At 74.1% G+C, this 18,740-nt stretch carries 17 protein-coding genes; 13 read left to right on the top strand and 4 right to left on the bottom strand.

Annotated elements, in window-relative coordinates:
- Nucleotides 1-34: 34 nt before the first annotated feature.
- Nucleotides 35-820: an aspartate/glutamate racemase family protein gene (locus ABZZ38_RS27850; protein ID WP_356744872.1), complete on the bottom strand. Its 786-nt coding sequence runs from the start codon at nucleotides 818-820 to the stop codon at nucleotides 35-37.
- A 58-nt stretch (nucleotides 821-878) separates the two neighbouring features.
- Between ABZZ38_RS27850 and ABZZ38_RS27845 the strand changes: the two genes are divergently transcribed.
- The 5 genes from ABZZ38_RS27845 to ABZZ38_RS27825 all read left to right on the top strand — a co-directional run bounded on the left by ABZZ38_RS27845 (nucleotide 879) and on the right by ABZZ38_RS27825 (nucleotide 7,154).
- Nucleotides 879-2,063 carry a glycosyltransferase gene (locus ABZZ38_RS27845; RefSeq protein ID WP_356744870.1) on the top strand — a complete coding sequence of 395 codons (1,185 nt, stop codon included), beginning with the start codon at nucleotides 879-881 and terminating at the stop codon, nucleotides 2,061-2,063.
- A gap of 550 nt (nucleotides 2,064-2,613) precedes the next feature.
- Nucleotides 2,614-3,087 carry a DUF6643 family protein gene (locus ABZZ38_RS27840; protein ID WP_356744868.1) on the top strand — a complete coding sequence of 158 codons (474 nt, stop codon included), beginning with the start codon at nucleotides 2,614-2,616 and terminating at the stop codon, nucleotides 3,085-3,087.
- A gap of 37 nt (nucleotides 3,088-3,124) precedes the next feature.
- Complete coding sequence (locus ABZZ38_RS27835) at nucleotides 3,125-3,952, top strand: MOSC N-terminal beta barrel domain-containing protein (RefSeq protein WP_356744866.1); 828 nt, start codon at nucleotides 3,125-3,127, stop codon at nucleotides 3,950-3,952.
- A gap of 91 nt (nucleotides 3,953-4,043) precedes the next feature.
- Nucleotides 4,044-4,652, top strand: a complete 609-nt coding sequence (locus ABZZ38_RS27830; RefSeq protein WP_356744864.1) for a hypothetical protein — start codon at nucleotides 4,044-4,046, stop codon at nucleotides 4,650-4,652.
- An 87-nt stretch (nucleotides 4,653-4,739) separates the two neighbouring features.
- Nucleotides 4,740-7,154 carry a right-handed parallel beta-helix repeat-containing protein gene (locus ABZZ38_RS27825; RefSeq protein WP_356744862.1) on the top strand — a complete coding sequence of 805 codons (2,415 nt, stop codon included), beginning with the start codon at nucleotides 4,740-4,742 and terminating at the stop codon, nucleotides 7,152-7,154.
- On the opposite strand, the gene ABZZ38_RS27820 is transcribed toward ABZZ38_RS27825, so the two are convergent.
- Nucleotides 7,124-9,487 (bottom strand): hypothetical protein, encoded by a 2,364-nt coding sequence (locus ABZZ38_RS27820; RefSeq protein ID WP_356744860.1) that lies wholly within the window; start codon nucleotides 9,485-9,487, stop codon nucleotides 7,124-7,126. The genes ABZZ38_RS27825 and ABZZ38_RS27820 overlap by 31 nt on opposite strands.
- Before the next feature lie 185 nt (nucleotides 9,488-9,672).
- Here ABZZ38_RS27820 and ABZZ38_RS27815 point away from each other — a divergent pair, with 185 nt between their 5' ends.
- Together ABZZ38_RS27815 and ABZZ38_RS27810 are read left to right on the top strand one after the other, a co-directional pair.
- Entirely contained in the window at nucleotides 9,673-10,500 is an 828-nt protein-coding gene (locus ABZZ38_RS27815; RefSeq protein WP_356744858.1) for a DeoR/GlpR family DNA-binding transcription regulator, read from the top strand.
- 230 nt (nucleotides 10,501-10,730) lie between these two features.
- Entirely contained in the window at nucleotides 10,731-11,168 is a 438-nt protein-coding gene (locus ABZZ38_RS27810) for an SRPBCC family protein (RefSeq protein WP_356744856.1), read from the top strand.
- Between the two features lie 6 nt (nucleotides 11,169-11,174).
- Here the strand turns inward: ABZZ38_RS27810 and ABZZ38_RS27805 are convergent, their stop codons facing one another.
- Complete coding sequence (locus ABZZ38_RS27805; RefSeq protein ID WP_356744854.1) at nucleotides 11,175-12,290, bottom strand: PLP-dependent cysteine synthase family protein; 1,116 nt, start codon at nucleotides 12,288-12,290, stop codon at nucleotides 11,175-11,177.
- A gap of 187 nt (nucleotides 12,291-12,477) precedes the next feature.
- Here ABZZ38_RS27805 and ABZZ38_RS27800 point away from each other — a divergent pair, with 187 nt between their 5' ends.
- Nucleotides 12,478-12,804, top strand: a complete 327-nt coding sequence (locus tag ABZZ38_RS27800) for a hypothetical protein (RefSeq protein WP_356744852.1) — start codon at nucleotides 12,478-12,480, stop codon at nucleotides 12,802-12,804.
- Nucleotides 12,805-13,016: 212 nt separating this feature from the next.
- Nucleotides 13,017-13,565, top strand: coding sequence for an ATP-binding protein (locus tag ABZZ38_RS27795; protein ID WP_356744850.1), 549 nt, complete (start codon nucleotides 13,017-13,019; stop codon nucleotides 13,563-13,565).
- Between the two features lie 417 nt (nucleotides 13,566-13,982).
- On the opposite strand, the gene ABZZ38_RS27790 is transcribed toward ABZZ38_RS27795, so the two are convergent.
- Nucleotides 13,983-15,218: an ROK family protein gene (locus ABZZ38_RS27790; protein ID WP_356744848.1), complete on the bottom strand. Its 1,236-nt coding sequence runs from the start codon at nucleotides 15,216-15,218 to the stop codon at nucleotides 13,983-13,985.
- A 121-nt stretch (nucleotides 15,219-15,339) separates the two neighbouring features.
- Between ABZZ38_RS27790 and ABZZ38_RS27785 the strand changes: the two genes are divergently transcribed.
- The 4 genes from ABZZ38_RS27785 (at nucleotide 15,340) to ABZZ38_RS27770 (ending at nucleotide 18,596) form a co-directional block, all read left to right on the top strand.
- Entirely contained in the window at nucleotides 15,340-16,026 is a 687-nt protein-coding gene (locus ABZZ38_RS27785; RefSeq protein WP_356744846.1) for an endonuclease, read from the top strand.
- Nucleotides 16,023-16,376, top strand: coding sequence for a hypothetical protein (locus ABZZ38_RS27780; RefSeq protein ID WP_356744844.1), 354 nt, complete (start codon nucleotides 16,023-16,025; stop codon nucleotides 16,374-16,376). The genes ABZZ38_RS27785 and ABZZ38_RS27780 overlap by 4 nt, the downstream gene beginning before the upstream one ends.
- Before the next feature lie 126 nt (nucleotides 16,377-16,502).
- Nucleotides 16,503-17,741: an MFS transporter gene (locus ABZZ38_RS27775; RefSeq protein WP_356744842.1), complete on the top strand. Its 1,239-nt coding sequence runs from the start codon at nucleotides 16,503-16,505 to the stop codon at nucleotides 17,739-17,741.
- Nucleotides 17,742-17,855: 114 nt separating this feature from the next.
- Complete coding sequence (locus ABZZ38_RS27770; protein WP_356744840.1) at nucleotides 17,856-18,596, top strand: maleylpyruvate isomerase family mycothiol-dependent enzyme; 741 nt, start codon at nucleotides 17,856-17,858, stop codon at nucleotides 18,594-18,596.
- Nucleotides 18,597-18,740 lie beyond the last annotated feature (144 nt).

Genomic DNA, 18,740 nt, shown 5'->3' with positions numbered 1-18,740 from the left:
TGGGCTTCCGTACGCGGGCGTGGGGCCGGCGTCGTCAGGGGGCGGGCGCGACCGCGGCCAGCAGTCGGCCCTCCGCGTACGCCAGTGCCGCCTCGGGCAGGCCGGCGGGGTCGCCGCTGAGCAGGACCGCGAGGGACGCGCTGGGCGCGGCGGACGGTTCCGGGAGGGCCCCGATGCGACGCAGCGCCTGGGCGGCCACCGCCTCGGCCGAGCCGTACAGGGCGACGGGCGGCAGGCCGGCCGGCTGGACGGCGGCACGGATGCGCCCGGCGACCAGCTCGTAGTGGGTGCATCCCAGGACCACGGCCCTGACGTCGGGCGGGGTGAGCGCGGCAGCCGCCGCGACGGCCCGGTCGATGCCGTCCTCGTCGGCGTGCTGGACGGCGTCGGCGAGGCCGGGACAGGGCACCTCGGTGACCGGGACCCCGTCGGCGAAGTCGCGGATGAGCCCGCGCTGGTACGGGCTCCCGGTGGTGGCCGGGGTCGCCCAGATGGCGACGGGACCGCCACCGGCCGCCGCGGGCTTGATGGCCGGGACGGTGCCGATGACCGGGATGGCGGGCTCCAGCTCGGCGCGGAGGGCGGGCAGCGCGTGCACGGAGGCGGTGTTGCAGGCCACGATGAGCGCGTCGGGCCGGTGCGCGGCGGCGGCGCGGGCAGCGGCGAGGGCATGCCGCTGGACGTAGTCCGTCGTGCGGGGCCCCCAGGGCATCCCATCGGGGTCGGAGGAGAGGACCAGATCGGCGTCCGGCCGCAGCCGGCGCACCGCGGCGGCCGCCACGAGGAGGCCGATTCCGGAGTCCATGAGCGCGATCTTCACCCGGTCACCCTAGCCGACGACCCTTGCGCTCCCGTCGTTGTGGGGCAGACTGCGACGAATGAGCACCATTGCGTGGATCGCCCTGGGGTCGTCGGTCGCGTGGGTCTGGCTGCTGTTCGGGCAGGGTTTCTTCTGGCGGACGGACCAGCGGCTGCCCCGGCGGGAGGTCCCGGCCCGCTGGCCGTCCGTCGCGGTGGTGGTGCCCGCCCGGGACGAGGCCGCGGTGCTGCCGGTGAGCCTTCCGTCGCTGCTGGCGCAGGACTACCCGGGCCCCGCGCGGATCGTGCTGGTCGACGACGGCAGCAAGGACGGTACGGGTGACCTGGCCCGTGCGCTGTCCGTGCGGTATGGCGGGCTGCCGCTGATCGTGACGTCACCGGGGCCGCCCGAGCCCGGCTGGACCGGGAAGCTGTGGGCACTGCGGCACGGGATCGCGCTGGCACGCGCGCGTGACGACGCCCATGACCCCGACTATCTGCTCCTGACGGACGCGGACATCGCCCATGAGCCCGACAGTCTCCGGGAGCTGGTCGCCGCGGCCACCAGCCACGATCTGGACCTGGTCTCGCAGATGGCGCGGCTGCGGGTGGCGTGTGGCTGGGAGCGGCTGGTGGTGCCGGCGTTCGTGTACTTCTTCGCCAAGCTGTATCCCTTCCGCTGGATCAACGCGGAGGGGCACCGGACGGCCGCGGCGGCGGGCGGCTGCGTGCTGTTGCGCGCGCGGATGGCGGACCGGGCGCGGGTCCCGGAGTCGATCCGGCAGGCGGTGATCGACGACGTGGCGCTGGCGCGGGCGGTGCGCGGGGCCGGCGGGCGCATCTGGCTGGGTCTCGCCGAGCGGGTGGACAGCGTCCGGCCGTATCCGCGACTGGCCGATCTGTGGCGGATGGTGTCCCGCAGTGCGTACGCCCAGCTGCGGCACCAACCACTGCTGCTGGTCGGGACGGTGGCGGGGATCGCGGTGGTGTACGCGGCTCCGCCCGTCGCCCTGTGCGCGGGGCTGTTCGCGGGCGATACGGCGGCCGGTTGGCTGGGGGCCGGCGCCTGGGCGGTGATGACGGGCACGTACATCCCGATGCTCCGCTACTACCGCCAGTCACTGTGGCTGGCGCCCGTGCTGCCGTTCACGGCGCTCCTCTACCTGTGCATGACGGTCGATTCGGCGGTGCAGCACCATCGGGGGCGAGGGGCCGCCTGGAAGGGCCGTACCTACCCGCGCCCGCAGGCCGCGCCGGAGCGGTGAGGGGCGCGGGCGTCGGTCATCCGTCCGGGTGGATGGGTGAGGTTCCCGCCGGTGGCGCGACGGCCGGAGCCCGTGGGAGGAGCGCTCGTGGCACACCGCGTGCGAGGCGTGCGCGGGCCGGCCGAGAAGAGCAACTCGCCGCGGGGCGGGGCTTTCCCGGTCGAGGAGGAGGGCCGGCGCGTCATGGCCGGGGTACCAGGCGCCGAACGTCATCGCCCATTCGATGCGAAGACACCGGCACGACGACATTGGCGCTGCGGGCACCTTTAAGCATGGACATGCCCACCCGCTACCGCCGTCCACGGCACGGGATTTATGTATCCGCCACCTTGATCGGGTGGTCTTCCGCGCCCTTCCGCAGCCGCCTCGCGCCCGGGCACGACCCTCCGGGAGACCCGTCGGTAACCCCCTCTCAGCTCGGGCTTTTCCAACGAGGCCGCCCCTTTTTGCCGCGTTCGCTCGCATTGCGCATCGGCAGCCCCTCCCCCCACGGAAAACAACCGTCTTGCCGGGCTCCCCAAAAGCAGATCGTGCGCTTAACTTATGTGCCATGACCTCCCCCCGCTCCTACGGCGGCGCTTACTACGGCGCGCCGTCGTTCCCGGACACCCCGATCTACGACTCCCTCGTCGCGGAGCGGGGCACGCCTCAGATCGCCCCGATCCGAGTGCCTGCCGCCTACGACACCGCCAACAGCTACCTGCCGGCCCTCCCCGCGGCGCTGCCCGCCCTCCCCTCGGCCCACTCCCAGCCCACCTCCTCCTACAGCGGCTCCTACAGCGGCTCCTACGGCTACCCTCAGCCGGCCCCGCAGCCCGCCCCGCTCCACCAAGCGCCCGCGCCGTACATCCCGCAACAGGCGACGGTCTCGCGCGGCTACCCGGGCGCGCAGCCCCCGCAGTACTCCCGCCCCGTCCCCGCCGGGTACGAGGCGATGCGCCCCGCGGCGCCGCGTCCCGTCCCGGCGCCTGCTCCCGGCCCGTACGAGGACCCGTACAACCGCCCCTACCAGGGCGGGTACTGACCGACGGCGTGCGCGGAGCGGCTGGCAGGATGAGGCCATGCCGACACCTGTACTGCGCTCCCTGCACATCCGACCGGTCAAGTCGCTCGGCGGTGTCGCGCCCGCCGAGGCGGTGGTCGAGCCGTGGGGGCTCGCCGGGGACCACCGCTGGATGGTGATCGACGCGTCGTCGAAGGCCGTGACCCAACGCGAGCGCCCGCAACTGGCGTTGGTCACGGCCGAGCCGCTGCCGGACGGGGGGATCCGGTTGTCCGGGGCCGGCCGCGAACCGCTGACCGTCGCCGTGCCCGGGCCGTCGCACGTGGTCGTCTCGCAGATCTTCAGTACGAAGGTGGAGGCCGTACCGGCGGGCGACGCCGCGGACGCCTGGCTCAGCGACCACCTCGGCCAGGAGGTGCGGCTGGTGCACATGGACGACCCGGCACACCGCCGCCCCGTCAACCCCAAGTACGCCCTGCCCGGCGAAACCGTCAACTTCGCCGACGGCTACCCGGTGATGGTCACCACCACCGCCTCGCTCGACGCCCTGAACGACCTCATCGCGCGGGGCGACCACCCGGACGAGGGCCCCCTGCCCATGGACCGGTTCCGGCCGACCGCCGTCATCGACGGCACCGCGCCCTGGGACGAGGACGGCTGGGCCCGGATCGCGATCGGCGAGGTGTCCTTCCGCGTCGTCAAGCCCTGCGAACGCTGCGTCGTGACCACCACCGACCAGCGCACCGCCCGGCGCGGCAAGGAACCGCTGCGCACCCTCGCCCGCCACCGCCTCATCGACCGGCGGATGGTCTTCGGCCAGCTCCTCGTCCCGGAGCACACCGGGACACTGCGGGTCGGTGACCCGGTCGGGATCGGGTACCGGTAGGAACCGGTCGCGGGGCGCATGAGCCGCACCGGCACGGGAACCCGGGAGGTCCGTACGCGCGTTGACGGGCACGGAAGGGGGTGCTGGTTCGGTGCGCGCAGTCTCGGGGCTCTGGCGCTGGCGGCACAATCCCCTGCGCCGGCCCACGGATCTCGTCGAGGCGTGGGTGGCGTTCGCCGCCCTGGTGCTGATGTGTCTCGCCGCTCCCGCGGTCGGCTGGTTCTCCGGAGCGGCGGCCCATGCCTCCCTCCAGCAGACGGTCCGGATCCAGCGGGAGCAGCGCCACCTGGTCACGGCCGAGGTGCTGGGGTCCGCCCGCGGAAGCGAGGCCGCCCCGCACGATGCCGAGGCCGCCGCCGACCACCGGATGCGCAGGTCCGTCCTGGCGGCCTGGACCGCGCCGGACGGCACCCGGCGGACCGGGGTGGTGACCACCGCGCGGCACAGCGCCGACCCCGGTGACACGTTCCGCGTCTGGACCGACGACCGGGGCAGGCCGGTGAACCGCCCCATGGACGCGGACACCGCACGTGAGCACGGTGTGCTCGCCGGGATCGGCGCCGCGGTCGCGGCGATGGGCGTCGTCGAGGGGGTCCGGCGGTTCGTCGTACGGCGGCTGACACGACGGCGGTACGCGCGCCTGGACCGGGAGTGGGCCCGGGCCGGTCCCGACTGGGGCAGAACGGGGGCGGACAGCTGACCCGTCAACTCCGCCCCGCCGCGCGCGCTACGGTGGTGCGATCGTTAACGCAGCGGCGCACGACGAGGTGGGGGGCTAAGCAGCACCATGGCACAGGGCACGGTCCAGGTGACGCACACCGGCACATCGCGGTGGCGGCGCCGCACGGGCGAGTACGCCTCCCTCGCCGCCGCCCTGGAGGCCGCCGGGGACGGTGACGTCCTCACCATCGCGCCCGGTACGTACCGGGAGAACCTGGTCCTGCGGCGGGCGGTCACCCTGCGCGGTTCGGACGGCACGTCGGGCTCCGTGCGGATCGCGCCCCCCGACGGCGTGCCGCTGACCGTCCGCGCCTCGGCCACGCTCCAGGACCTGCACGTGGAGGGCCAGGACACCTCGGCGCCCGCACTGCTGATCGAGGACGGCACGCCCGAGCTGCTGGACCTGCGGATCGTGACCCGCTCGGCGGCCGGCGTGGAGGTCCGGGGCGCTGCCCGGCCCACCGTGCGCCGCTGCACCGTCGACAATCCGGCGGGCGTCGGGATCGGCGTGCTGGACGGCGCGGGCGGCGTGTTCGAGGAGTGCGAGATCGTCTCGGCCGGGCAGTCGGGCGTCTCGGTGCGCGGCGGGGCGCACCCACGGCTGGAGCGGTGCCGCGTCCACCACACCGTGGGCGCCGGCCTGTCCGTGACCGGTGAGGGCAGCGGCCTGGAGGCGATCGGCTGCGAGGTGTACGAGATCAAGGGCAGCGGTGTCCACGTCACCGGGCGCGGCACGGCGCACTTGACCGACTCGTCGGTGCACCGCACGTCGGCCGACGGCGTCACCCTCGACACCGACGCCGTCCTCACCCTGTCCGACTGCGACATCCACGACGTCCCGGAGAACGCGGTCGACCTGCGCTCGCGGGCCGTGCTGACGCTGACCCGCTCGACGGTGCGGCGGTTCGGGCGCAACGGGCTGTCCGTGTGGGACCCGGGCACGCGCGTGGACGCCAACCAGTGCGAGATCCACGACAGCACCGGTGACTACCCGGCGGTGTGGGTCTCCGACGGCGCGACCGCCGTCCTCGACTCCTGCCGCGTGCACGACGTGCCGGACGCGCTGTTCGTGCTCGACCGCGGTTCCCGCGTGGACGTCGTGGACAGCGACCTGTCCCAGGTGCGCAACACGGCGGTGTCGGTGAGCGACGGCGCGACCGCGCAGCTGGACGACTGCCGGATCCGGGAGGCGTCGACCGGCGCCTGGTTCCGGGACCACGGCAGCGGCGGCACGCTGAGCGGCTGCACCATCGACGCGGTCCAGACCGGTGTCATCGTCACCAAGGGTGCCGATCCGACCGTCGAACGGTGCACGGTCACCTCCCCCGCCGAGGCCGGTTTCTACGTCTCGGCGGAGGGCCGCGGCACCTTCCACGGCTGCCGGGTGACGGGCAGCGGCGGGTACGGCTTCCACGTCATGGACGGCTGCCGTACGACCCTGAGACGGTGCCGTACGGAGCGGTGTGCGCGCGGTGGGTACGAGTTCGGGGAGGACCGGCCCGTCACCGAGGACTGCACCAGCGACGAGAGCGGCGTGCACGGTGCCCTGGCCGACGTCCCCGCCCCCGTACCGACCGCGTTCCAGCCGGCCGGCGGCGGCGTGCTCGGCACGGTCGCGGCCCGCGTCCCGGCCCAGGCGCCGCCCGTGGCCGTACCGCCGTCCGAGCCCGTCCGCAGCTCCCAGGACGTCCTGGGGGAGCTGGACGCCCTGGTGGGCCTCGACAGCGTCAAGCGGGAGGTCCGCACCCTCACCAACATGATCGAGGTCGGCCGCAGGCGCCAGGAGGCCGGGCTCAAGGCCGCCTCCGTACGCCGCCACCTGGTCTTCACCGGCTCGCCCGGCACCGGCAAGACCACCGTCGCCCGGCTGTACGGCGAGATCCTGGCCTCCCTGGGAGTGCTGGAGCGCGGGCACCTCGTCGAGGTGTCCCGCGTGGACCTGGTCGGCGAGCACATCGGGTCCACCGCGATCCGCACCCAGGAGGCGTTCGACCGCGCGCGGGGCGGGGTGCTGTTCATCGACGAGGCGTACGCCCTGTCCCCCGAGGACTCGGGGCGGGACTTCGGACGCGAGGCGATCGACACGCTGGTGAAGCTGATGGAGGACCACCGCGACGCGGTCGTGGTGATCGTCGCCGGGTACACCGCCGAGATGAAGCGGTTCCTGACCGTCAACCCGGGTGTGGCGTCCCGCTTCTCACGCACCATCGCCTTTCCCGACTACGCGCCCGCCGAACTGGTGCGGATCGTCGAACAGCAGGCGGACGATCACGAGTACCGCCTCGGCACGGGGACTGCGGAAGCGCTGCTGAAGTACTTCACGGAGCTGCCCAAGGGCCCCGCCTTCGGCAACGGCCGTACCGCGCGGCAGACGTTCGAGTCGATGGTGGAGCGGCACGCGGGACGGGTCGCCGGGCTCGCCGAGACGAGCACCGACGACCTGACCCTGCTCTACCCGGAGGACCTGCCCGAGCTGCCGTAGGCCTCGTCCGTACGCTGCGGGGGAACCGGCAGCGGAAGGGCGGGCGGCAGCCGGTCGAGCAGGACGGTGCGCTCCTTGGCGAAGACCGGGTCCGCCTGGTAGTCGGAGTGGCCCAGGACCGGTTCGGGCAGCGGGTGTTCGTCGGTGCGGCCGTACACCACCGGGTCCCGCAGAGCCTTGTGGTCCACCTCGGGCTTGCCCCCTTCGGCGGGGAGGTTGACCGGGCCGCCTATCGGGTCCGTGCGGCGCCACAGGTTGCGCCAGCAGTGCACTTCGCGGTGGAGGGCGGCCAGCGGCGCCGGGCCGAAGTACGCCGGGAACCACCGCCCGTACAGCCGCTCCAGGGGTGAGCCGTAGGTGAGCAGCGCGACCCGGCGGCGGGTGCCGGCCGGGAGCTGCCAGACGGCCGCCGCGGCCAGCACACTGCCCTGCGAGTGGCCGGAGATGACGAGGCGTCCGCCGGTGCGGCCGGTCCACGACGACATGCGCCAGGCAAGGTCGGGGACGGCACGCTCGGCGTAGCAGGGCGGGGCGAAGGGATGCGCGGCGCGCGGCCAGAAGGTGCCGACGTCCCACAGGATGCCGATGGTGCGCCGGGCCGAGGGGTCCTTGTAGGCGCGCCGGCCCCAGGTGACGAACAGTATGAATCCGAAGCCGATCAGCCAGGAGCCGAGCGCCTGGGCGGACTCGGCCACGCTCTCGATGACCGGGTGCATGCCCGTGAACGCCTTGCCGGGCACGGTGCCGCTGAGCCAGGACCCGGCGACGGCTCCCGCTCCCAGGAGCAGCGTGGCGCCGGAGACGATGCCGACGACGACCGGGGCCGCGTCGGTGAGCGCCGCCCGCGCGCGGACGGCGGCGATACGGCGGGTACGGACGGCGTCCGGCTGCTCGCCCTCGTACTCGGCCTCCACGACGGGCGCGAGGCGGCGGGCGGTGTGCGCGGTACGGACGGCGAGCACGAGCAGCGGGACGAGCAGCAGGAGCAGCAGCACCGGGATGACGGACGCCTGCCAGCTGAGCAGCCCGGGCGGGCCGATGATGGGGCCGTGGCCGGTACCGGGCGTGGCGGGGCCGTCGAGCCAGTCGGCGACGCGCTGGGCGATACCCCCGGTCATCACGCCGCCGAGCGCGCAGGCCAGCATGGCGACGGCGGGCCCCCCGAGCCCGTACAGCACGGTACGGGTGGTGCGGGCGTACGGCGTGCGGCGGTGGAGCCGCAGGGCGACCACGGCGAGGGCCAGGACGAGGGTGCCCTGCGCGACGGTGATGACGCTGAAGGCGGTGTCGCCGGGGAGCGTGCCGGTGGAGCGCCAGACGGGGCGGGACCAGGCCGCGTACAGGGCGGCGAGGGCGAGCAGGGCCAGCGAGCCGCCCGGCAGCCAGGTGACGAGAGCACGGTCGACCCGGTTGTCGAGCCGCCTCTCGCTGCGGCCTCGCCGGCACACCACCCACACCACCGTCACCGCCCCCACGAACAAGGCCCCCTCCAGGGCCCGGCCCAGCACCTCGCGGGTGGTGCTCCCCCCGTCCCGGTCGAACCGGGCGGCGGCGCCGGCGACCGCCGCGGCGACCGTGAGGAACCCGGCGGCGGTGTGCGCGGCGCGCAGCCTGGCGACGAGCCGGCGGCCGTACCAGAACCCGGGCCGGCCGAGCGCGGGGCGCAGCCGCGCGTCGGGGGTGGCGTCGACGTCCTGCCCGCCGCGCGGCGGGCGCTGCGCCTCGTACGCGCTCCAGGTGCGGTTGGACAGGTACCACAGGAGCCCGACAAGCGCGGCGGGCACCAGCGCGGCGAGCGCCAGTCGGCGGCCCGGCTGCGCCCACCAGCCACCCTGGGTGACGGACAGGAAGCCCAGCCAGGACCGCTCCTCGGCGCAGCGCGCCGATCCGGCGCACTGCCAGGCCGTCAGGTCCAGCGCGACCTCGCAGGCGGCGGCGGTGAGCAGCACGGTGAGGGTGAGGGCGACGAGCCGCACCAGCACGCCGTACAGCCGGACCATGGCGGCCTGTCCTTCGGCCGGTGGCCGCATCCAGTGCGCGAGGTTCACCACCATGAACGGCAGGAGCAGCAGCCACAGGGCGCGGGAGCCGTTGCCGGAGGTGAGGTTGCACCAGCAGTACGCCTCCGGGACGGGGCCGTGGCGGAACCGCTCGGGGTCCTTCTCCGCGTGCAGGTCGACGGTACGCCGGTACATGGCGGCGGTCCTGTCGCCCGTCACCCGGGTGGTGCGCGGGTCGTCGAGCATCTCCTGAGGGGTGGTCCCGCCGACGCCGTGGACGAGCAGTTCCAGCGCGGCGCCGGGACCGGTGGGCTGCGGGGAGGCAGGGGGCACTTCGGGGGCTCGCTCTCTGGGTGAGGAGGAGGGCTGTCGGGACGCGCGTGACAAGAATCGTCCACGGACACGGCCCGGCGCATGGCTCTCACGTAATCTCCCCGCCGTTCCGGGCCGGGAAGCGCGTGGCAGGATGAGGAGCCCTGGCCAGCGGTGTTGACGACGTGGAAGGACCGGCCCCTGCCGTGAGCGACAACCACAACCTCCTCGCGGAGCAGCGGCGCGCCTTGATCCTGGACGAGGTCCGGCGGCGCGGCGGGGTGCGGGTCAATGAACTCACCCGTCGGCTCAACGTCTCCGACATGACCGTCCGCCGCGATCTCGACGCGCTCGCGCGCCAGGGCGCCATCGCGAAGGTGCACGGCGGGGCCGTGCCGGTGGCCGAGGCGAGCACGCACGAGCCGGGTTTCGAGGCGAAGTCGACGCTGGAGCGGAGCGCGAAGGAGGACATCGCGCGGGCCGCCGCCGCGATGGTGGCCCCGGGCAGCGCCATCGCCCTGTCGGGGGGCACGACGACGTACGTACTGGCGCAGCACCTGCTCGACGTGCCGGACCTGACGGTGGTGACCAACTCGGTACGCGTCGCCGACGTGTTCCACACCGCCCGGCGCGGCACCTCGGGGGACGCGCCCCGGCCGGGCGCGGCGACGGTGGTCCTGACGGGTGGGGTGCGTACGCCGTCGGACTCGCTCGTCGGCCCCGTGGCCGACCAGGCGATCCGCTCCCTCCACTTCGACGTGCTGTTCCTCGGGGTGCACGGCGTGTCGGTGGAGGCGGGCCTGTCCACGCCGAACCTGGCGGAGGCCGAGACCAACCGCCGCTTCATCCGCTCGGCGCGGCGCGTGGTGGTGGTCGCCGATCACACCAAGTGGGGGACGGTGGGGTTGAGTTCGTTCGCCCGCCTGGACGAGGTCGACCACCTGGTGACGGACGCGGGGCTCTCGCCGGAGGCGCGGGCGCAGATGGCTGAGCACCTGCCGGGCCTGCTCGTCGCGGGCGAGGACGAGGGCTGAGCGGGGCCGCGCGGGGAGGGACCGTGCGGGGTCGTCCCCGCAGGGGATCGGCGGTCGAGCGCGGTCGGACCGCGCACCGGGGCGGCACGCCGGCCCCGAGGAGTCGAGCCCTGGGGACGCCGACGACGGTGCCCGCACGTACCGGGCCCACCACCCGGGCCTCGTGCGGCGCGGCATCCGACCGCCCCGGACGAGGCCCTTGCGGGGTGCGGGCGGCCTAGGATCGGGGCGTGGGTGTGTTTCGGGTTGAGCGGACCGCTCCGCTGGAGGTCGCGGAGGCGTGGCGGCGGGTGACCGACTGGCCGGCGCACGGGGCCGGGGTGCCGCTGACGCGGGTGACGGTGGTGACCGCCGGCGCGACGCGGGCCGGGAGCCGGATCAGCGCGCGCACGGGGGTCGGCCGGTTCACGTTCGACGACCCGATGGAGGTCGTGCGCTGGGAGCCGCCTGCCCCCGGCCGGGCCGAGGGGCGGTGCCGGCTGGAGAAGCGCGGCCGGGTGGTCCTCGGATGGGCCGAGATCGCCGTACGCGCGACCCCGGCCGGGGCGGCGGTGACGTGGACGGAGGAGCTGCGCGTACGCGGGCTGCCGCGGGCGTGCGACGCGGTGCTGACCCGTGCGGGGCGGCTGGTCTTCGGGCGCACGCTGACCGGTCTGCTCAGGGGCTGACGGGCCTCACTCCGGCCAGACGCCGGTGCGCAGGAACTCGTCGACGGCCGCGCTGTACGGGGCGATGTCCAGGCCCTGTTCGGCCAGCCACTCGTCGGAGTAGTACTTGTCCAGATACCGCTCCCCCGGGTCGCAGATGAGCGTGACGACGCTGCCCGTGCGGCCCTGTGCCACCATCTCGGCGACGATCTTCAGCGCGCTCCACAGGCCCGTTCCGGTGGAGCCGCCCGCCTTCCGGCCGATGGCGTTCTCCAGAGCCCGTACGGCGGCGACGCTCGCCGCGTCGGGCACCTTCATCATCCGGTCGACGGCGCCGGGGACGAAGCTGGGTTCCATACGGGGCCGGCCGATGCCCTCGATGCGGGAGCCGCAGTCGCTGGCGGCCAGGGCGTTGCCGGTGGTCCATCCCTCGAAGAAACAGGAGTTCTCGGGGTCGGGGACGCAGATGCGGGTGTCGTACTGCATGTAGCGCACGTAGCGGCCGATGGTCGCCGACGTGCCGCCGGTGCCGACCGTGGCGACGATCCAGGCGGGTTCCGGATAGCGCTCCAACCGCAGCTGCTGGTAGATCGATTCGGCGATGTTGTTGTTGCCGCGCCAGTCGGTGGCCCGTTCCGCGTACGTGAACTGGTCGATGTAGTGCCCACCGGTCTCGGCGGCGAGGGTCGCGGCCTCGTCGTACATCGTGCGCGGATCGTCGACGAAGTGGCACTGGCCGCCGTGGAATTCGATGAGGCGGATCTTCTCGTGGCTGGTGGTGCGCGGCATGACGGCGACGAACGGCACGCCGATGAGGCTCGCGAAGTACGCCTCGGAGACGGCGGTGGAGCCGCTGGACGCCTCGATGACGGGCTTTTCGGGGCGGATCCAGCCGTTGCACAGGCCGTACAGGAAGAGGGAGCGCGCCAGGCGGTGCTTCAGGCTGCCGGTCGGGTGGGTGGACTCGTCCTTGAGGTAGAGGTCGATGCCCCACCGTTCGGGCAGCGGGAACCGCAGGAGATGGGTGTCGGCGGACCGGTTGGCGTCGGCCTGGACCTTCCGTACGGCTTCTTTCAGCCATGTCCGGTACTCGGGATCGCTTCGGTCCACATCACTGGTCCCGGCCTGCTCAACCGTGCTCACGCGCGCCACTCCTCGTCTGCTCTCCCTGTGCTTCCCTCCTTGAACATACCCGCCTCACCTGCGCAAACGTTGCCTTTGATGACCTATAGGGCCCGCTTGGGGAACGTCCGGCCACGCGCCCTGGTGTACGGGCGCGCACTTGTGCAGACTGACCGGACCGGAATCAGCGCGAAGGGGGCGGAAAGTCATGGCTGACCCTGATTTCAGCGCCACGGGCGTACGGATCGAGCGGTGGCCGCGCTCACTGACGAGGGCGGGCGAGGTCCTGATCAAGGACGGCAGGCTGGCGCTGCTCACCAGCTACGGCCGGGTGATCGACAGTGCGCCGGTGCGTGCGGTCAGGGCGAGCAGGCCGTGGTTCGCCGGGCGCGGTGGCGCCATGGTGACGACGCTCAACGGTCACCGGTACCGGCTGACCATGGGTCAGCGCAGCCGCAGGCCGGACGGGACGGCGACGGCGACGGCCGGCCGCTTCCTGGAGGCCGTACACAGGGCCGGCGGCGCCAGGAACTGACACGCGCGCGCCAGACGTGACGGCGGGGAACGAGCGGGCCGACAGCGCATACGAGTTGCGGAGCGCTCACCTGTGGTTCACGCTGGTTTGACATCGCTACTCAGGGTGCACCGGCGGTCACGCTGCGATCCAGCCCGCCGGACGAAACAGCCAGCCATCCACTGGATCCGATCTCCGTCGTCTTCCGGACCTCATTTCGGGGAGTCGCAGCCGTGATCAGCCAGGCAAGCAGGCAGTGCACGGTAGAGCTCCAAGCCCTGCCGTCGCGGATCGGACAGGTCCGCAGAATCGTGTCGGCGCAACTGCGCTACTGGAATCTCGACAGTCTCATCGAGAAGGCCGCGCTCGGTGTCACCGAGCTGCTGACAAACGTTCACCAGCACGCCGAGCCGGACAAGGTGTGCACCGTCGAGATCGAGCTGCTCCTCGACCGGCTGACGGTCTCGGTCCATGACCACGACCCCCGCCTGCCGACGGTTCCGAAGGTCGCGACGGGCGATCCGCTCTCCACGTCGGGGCGCGGCCTGGCCCTCATAGAGGCGTTCAGCGAGAGCTGGGGCGTCCGGCCGCAGGGCGACTCGGGGAAGGTCGTCTGGTTCACCCTCCCGGCACCGTCCACCACATCCATGACGATCCCGCCCCTCCCCGTCTACGGGGCGGCCACCAGCGGCCCGTTCACCGAGCCGGTTCCCTTCGAGCCGGTCGAGACGGTACCCGAACGATCCGCGGCGAGGGCCGCCCGGTCGACCGTGGCGGGCTGACCGGGCGGGCCGGGGCGCGGCGGCTCCGTCCGGTCACCTACCGCCACGGCCGTGCGGCCGAACTGTTCTTTCCGGAACAGCGGAAGAACAGGATCCACGGGCCCGGCCCGTCGTGACGAGGGTGTTCATCCCGGTCGGCTCCTCGGAGGCGTGGGGTGTTGCTTCCGAGGGTCCCCCGGGAGGGCACCCCCGTCGTCGTACCGGGAGCGGCATCGCGGCTGCCACGCGGGGAGCGGTCCACGTCTTCCGCGGTGGGCGGGCAGTGGTGAGCGGGGTGCCCTCGTCCGTACGGTCCCGCCGGAGCGGCGATCGCGGCACGGCGCCGGTGGAGCGGGAACCGAGGGCGATCCGCCCGCGGGCGTTCGCCCCGGGGGCGGGGCCGGTACGAGGGGCAGCCGCTCCGGTGGCTCGGGGGCGTCAGGCGACGGGTGCGTGCGGTTTGCCGAGCGCGGCGAGCGGGTCGTCGAGGACGGGCTGCCACGCCAGCTCGGCCGCGCCGGCGAGGCTGTTGTGGTCCAGGGTGCAGCCCAGGATGGGGACGCCGCCGCTGCGGCCCCACAGGCTGCGGTCGGCGACGACGGCGCGCAGCCGCTCCGGGTCGGCGGCGAGCAGTTCGCGGTGCAGGCCGCCCAGGATGATCCGGTCCGGGTTCAGGATGTTGACCAGTCCGGCCAGCCCGAGGCCGAGGCGGTCGATGAGCTCCTCGGTGGCGGTCCGCACGGCCGGGTCGCCGGCCTCCGCGCGGAGCAGGTCGCGGGCCTGTTGCAGCAGGGACACCTCGGGGCCGGGTACGCGGCCGGCCGCGGTGAGGAAGGCGAGCGGGTCGGCCTCGACGTCGAGGCAGCCGCGGCTGCCGCAGTGGCAGGGGCGGCCCTCGGGGTTGACCGTGAGGTGGCCGACTTCGAGGGCGAGGCCCGAACTGCCCGTGTGCAGCCGCCCGTCGAGGACGAGCGCGCCGCCGACGCCGCGGTGCCCGGTGGCGACGCACAGCAGGTGCTGGGCGCCGCGGCCGGCGCCGTGCCGGTGTTCGGCGAGGGCGGCCAGGTTGACGTCGTTGCCGGTGAAGGCGGGGCCGTCGATGCCCGCCGCCCGCACCTGCTCGGCGAAGATGTCGCGGACGGGCGCCCCGGCGGGCCAGGCGACGTGCAGCGGGTTGAGGGCGGTGCCCTCGGGTTCGGCGACCGCGGAGGGAACGGCGAGCCCGGCGCCCACACAGCGGCGCCCGCTCTCGCGCAGCAGCGCGGCGCCCGCCTCGACGACGGCCGCGAGGACCTGCGCCGGGTCCGCGGTGACGGTGACGCAGCCGGGCGCGGTGGCCACGACGCGTCCGCCGAGGCCGACGAGGGCGGCGCGGAAGCCGTCGGCGTGGACCTGGGCGGCGAGGGCGACGGGGCCGTTCTCGTCGACGGTGAGCCGGTGCGAGGGGCGGCCCTGGGAGCCGGCGGCGGCGCCGGGGCGGGAGTCGACGCGGATGAGGCCCAGGGCTTCGAGTTCGGCGGCGACGGCGCCGGCGGTGGCGCGGGTGACGCCCAGCTCGGCGGTGAGCACGGCGCGGGTGGGCGCGCGGCCGGTGTGCACCAGCTCCAGCGCGGGGCCGAGCGCGCTGCGGCCCCTGTCCAGCCGTGATCGGGTCGTGGTCGCCTTGCCGTTCATGGGGGCGAGTCTCCCATGATCCCGCGCGCGGGCGGCCCGCCCTCCTGTTTCGGCCGGTCGTGGAGGGGTACTGCGGGTGGCTGACGCAAGGTGCGGAGTTGCCCGAGGCGCGGGAGGTTCCATGTCACGCTCCGACACCGGTGCGACGGTACGGGCGCTGCTCGACGGGCAGGGGCGTACGTACGCGGAGGACGCCGGGATCCACCTCGAGGACACCCCGCAGCCGCTGTACCAGCTGCTGGTCCTGGCCCATCTGCTGAGCGCCCGCATCCGCGCGGACGTCGCCGTCGCGGCGGCGCGCGCCCTGTTCGCAGCCGGGATGCGGGACGCGCGGCACATGCGCGACGCGACCTGGCAGCAGCGGGTCGACGCGCTCGGCGAGGGCGGCTACCGGCGGTACGACGAACGGACGGCGACCCAGCTGGGCAAGGCCGCGGAGCTGGTCCTCGACGCGTACGGCGGCGACCTGCGCCGGATGCGCGAGAAGGCCGGCGGCGACCTCGACCGGCTGCGCGCGCTGCTCCAGGAAATGCCGGGGATCGGCCCGGCGGGTACGGACATCTTCCTGCGCGAGGCCCAGGGCGTATGGCCGGAACTGGCGCCGTACCTCGACGGCAGGACGCTGGACGGCGCGAGGCGGCTGGGCCTGCCGACGGACCGGGGCGAGCTGGCCGGTCTGGTCGGTAAGGCGGAAGTGCCCGCGCTGGCCGCCGCGTTGGTGCGTGCCTCGCTGGACAAGCACGCCGTCGACGACGTTCACGAGACGGTCGACGCGACCGTCGACGAGATCCAGGGAGGATCCGGATGAGCACCACCGACCACGGCGGACTTCCGCTGCCCGATTACGACCAGCTGTCCGTCGGCACGCTGGAGCACCGCATCCGGGCGCTCGACACCGAGCAGCTCAATCAGTTGCTGCACTACGAGCACGAGCACGCCGACCGCGCGATGGTCGTCCAGGTCCTGACGGCCCGTAAGCACCAGTTGGATCAGGGTGCCACGCCGTCGGGCGGTGACCCCACGGCGCTGCGGCCCGAGCAGGCGAGCGGCGGCCGGGGCGGTTCGCGGGTCTCCCCGGCGACCTCGCCCCAGCCCATGAGCCCGCCGCCGCACGGCACTCCGGCTCAGAGCGGCAAGCCGAAGGGCAACAGGCCGTAAGCCTCCCGCGACCCTCCGGCCGGGCCACCCGTCCCGGGGGCCCGGCCTTTGTCGCGCCCGTACGTCCGCGCTCCGGTCCGTGTACGCGGCTTGTACGCCGACCCGGGCGGCCCCTATCCTGAGTTTGTGCCGCACCTAAACAAACTACGGACGGCCGTTCCGGGGGGATCGGGCGGGGACACCGCCGAACGCTCCCTGCCCCGCCTCCGCACCGCCCTGACCTTGTTCTTCGCCCTGGACGGCTTCCTCTTCGCCGGCTGGGTGGTCCGTATCCCCGCGATCAAGGAGCAGACCGGTTCCTCGCCGAGCGATCTCGGGCTCGCCCTGCTGGGCGTATCGGCCGGCGCGGTCGTCACGATGACGCTCACCGGCCGCCTCTGCCGCCGCTTCGGCAGCCACCCGGTCACCGTGACCGCCGCCGTCCTGCTGTCGCTGAGCATCGCGCTGCCGGCGCTGACCCACTCGGCGCTCTCGCTCGGGCTCGTCCTGCTCGTCTTCGGCACCGCGTACGGCGGTATCAACGTGGCCATGAACAGCGCCGCCGTGGACCTGGTCGCGGCGCTGCGCCGCCCGGTGATGCCGAGCTTCCACGCGGCGTTCAGCCTCGGCGGCATGCTGGGCGCCGGGCTCGGCGGACTGGTCGCCGGCGGCCTGTCACCGACCGCGCACCTGCTCGGCCTCACGGTCGCCGGCCTGCTGCTGACCGCCGCGGCCGGTCCCGTACTGCTGCGCCATCCGTGCCCCGTGCCGCCGGAGTCCCTGCCCGCCGAGGAGTCCGAGGGGCGCCGCAGGCCCGCGGGGGGTCGCCTCGACCGCAGGGCGCGCGGCTTGGTCACGGTCTTCGGGGTGATCGCCCTGTGCACGGCGTACGGCGAGGGGGCGATGGCCGACTGGGGCGCGCTCCACCTCGAACAGGATCTGGACGCGCACCCCGGCGTGGCCGCGGCCGGGTACGCGCTCTTCGCACTCGCCATGACCGCCGGGCGCCTGTCCGGTACGGCGCTGCTGCAGCGGCTCGGGCAGACCCGCACGCTGGTCGCGGGCGGGACGACCGCCGCCACCGGGATGCTGCTGGGCGCCCTGGCGCCGACCGTGTGGCTCGCGCTGCTCGGCTTCGCCGTGACCGGCCTGGGGCTGGCCAACATCTTCCCCGTCGCCGTCGCCAGGGCGGGTGCGCTGGCCGGGCCGGCCGGGGTGGCCGCCGCGTCCACGCTCGGTTACGGCGGGATGCTGCTGGGGCCGCCCGCGATCGGGTTCCTGGCCGACTGGTTCTCGCTGCCGGTCGCGCTGACGACGGTCGCGCTATTGGCCGGTGGAGCGGCCGTGATCGGGTACGCGGCGCGGAACGCGGCGCCCGGGAGGTGACGTCCGGAGACGATGGGGGCGGCGGGCGCGCGGCGCCGAACACCCTGGCTCCTCGGCCGAGTTGGGCACGGTAATGCCGGGCACGGTGTCGGCGGGCGCTGACAGAATCCCCGCATGGAGATCTCCGAACACATCACGTCCCTCGCCCGCGAAGGCCGGTTGCTGGCCGAGGCGGCCGGGAAGGCCGGTACGGACGCGCCGGTGCCCACCTGTTCCGGCTGGCGGGTACGGGACCTGCTGCGGCACACCGGCGCGGTGCACCGGTGGGCCACCGCCTTCGTCATGGAGGGCCACCGGACCTACCGCCCGATCGGCGGTGAGCCCGCCGTGGACGGGGACGAGCTGCTGGAGTGGTTCCGGGAGGGGCACCGCATCCTCGTCGCGGTGCTGACCGACGCGCCCGACGACCTGGAGTGCTGGACGTTCCTGCCCGCGCCCTCGCCGCGCGCCTTCTGGGCGCGGCGCCAGACGCACGAGACGACCGTGCACCGGCTGGACGCCGAGTTCGCGCTCGGACCGTCCGGACCGGGGCCGGTCGGCGCGCAGACGGCCGCCGACGGGATCGACGAGCTGTTGCGCGGGTTCCACGCCCGGGACAAGAGCCGGGTGCGGACTCCGGAGCCGGGCGTCCTGCGCGTACGGGCGACGGACACCGGTGACGTCTGGACCGTACGGCTGTCGGCGGAGCCGGCGCGGACGACCAGGGACGGCGGGGGTGACGCGGACTGCGAGCTGAGCGGGCCGGCCGAGCGGCTCTACGCGATGCTGTGGAACCGGCTGCCGGCCGACGCCGTGACCGTCACCGGTGACGAGCGCCTGGTGCGGCTGTGGCGGGAGACGTCCGCCGTCGTCTAGGGGAGCGGACTTCGGGAGGGCCGGGCCACCGGTCGGTGCGGCCGGATCCGGAGCCGGGCGCGGAGGGCCGGGCCACCGGTCGGTGCGGCCGGATCCGGTGCAGATCGGACGAGCGTCGGGTAGGGAAGGAGTGTGTGAGTGGTG

This window comes from Streptomyces sp. NPDC006368, assembly GCF_040612535.1.
Classification (GTDB): domain Bacteria; phylum Actinomycetota; class Actinomycetes; order Streptomycetales; family Streptomycetaceae; genus Streptomyces.
This window is presented reverse-complemented; position numbering and strand designations above follow the sequence as displayed.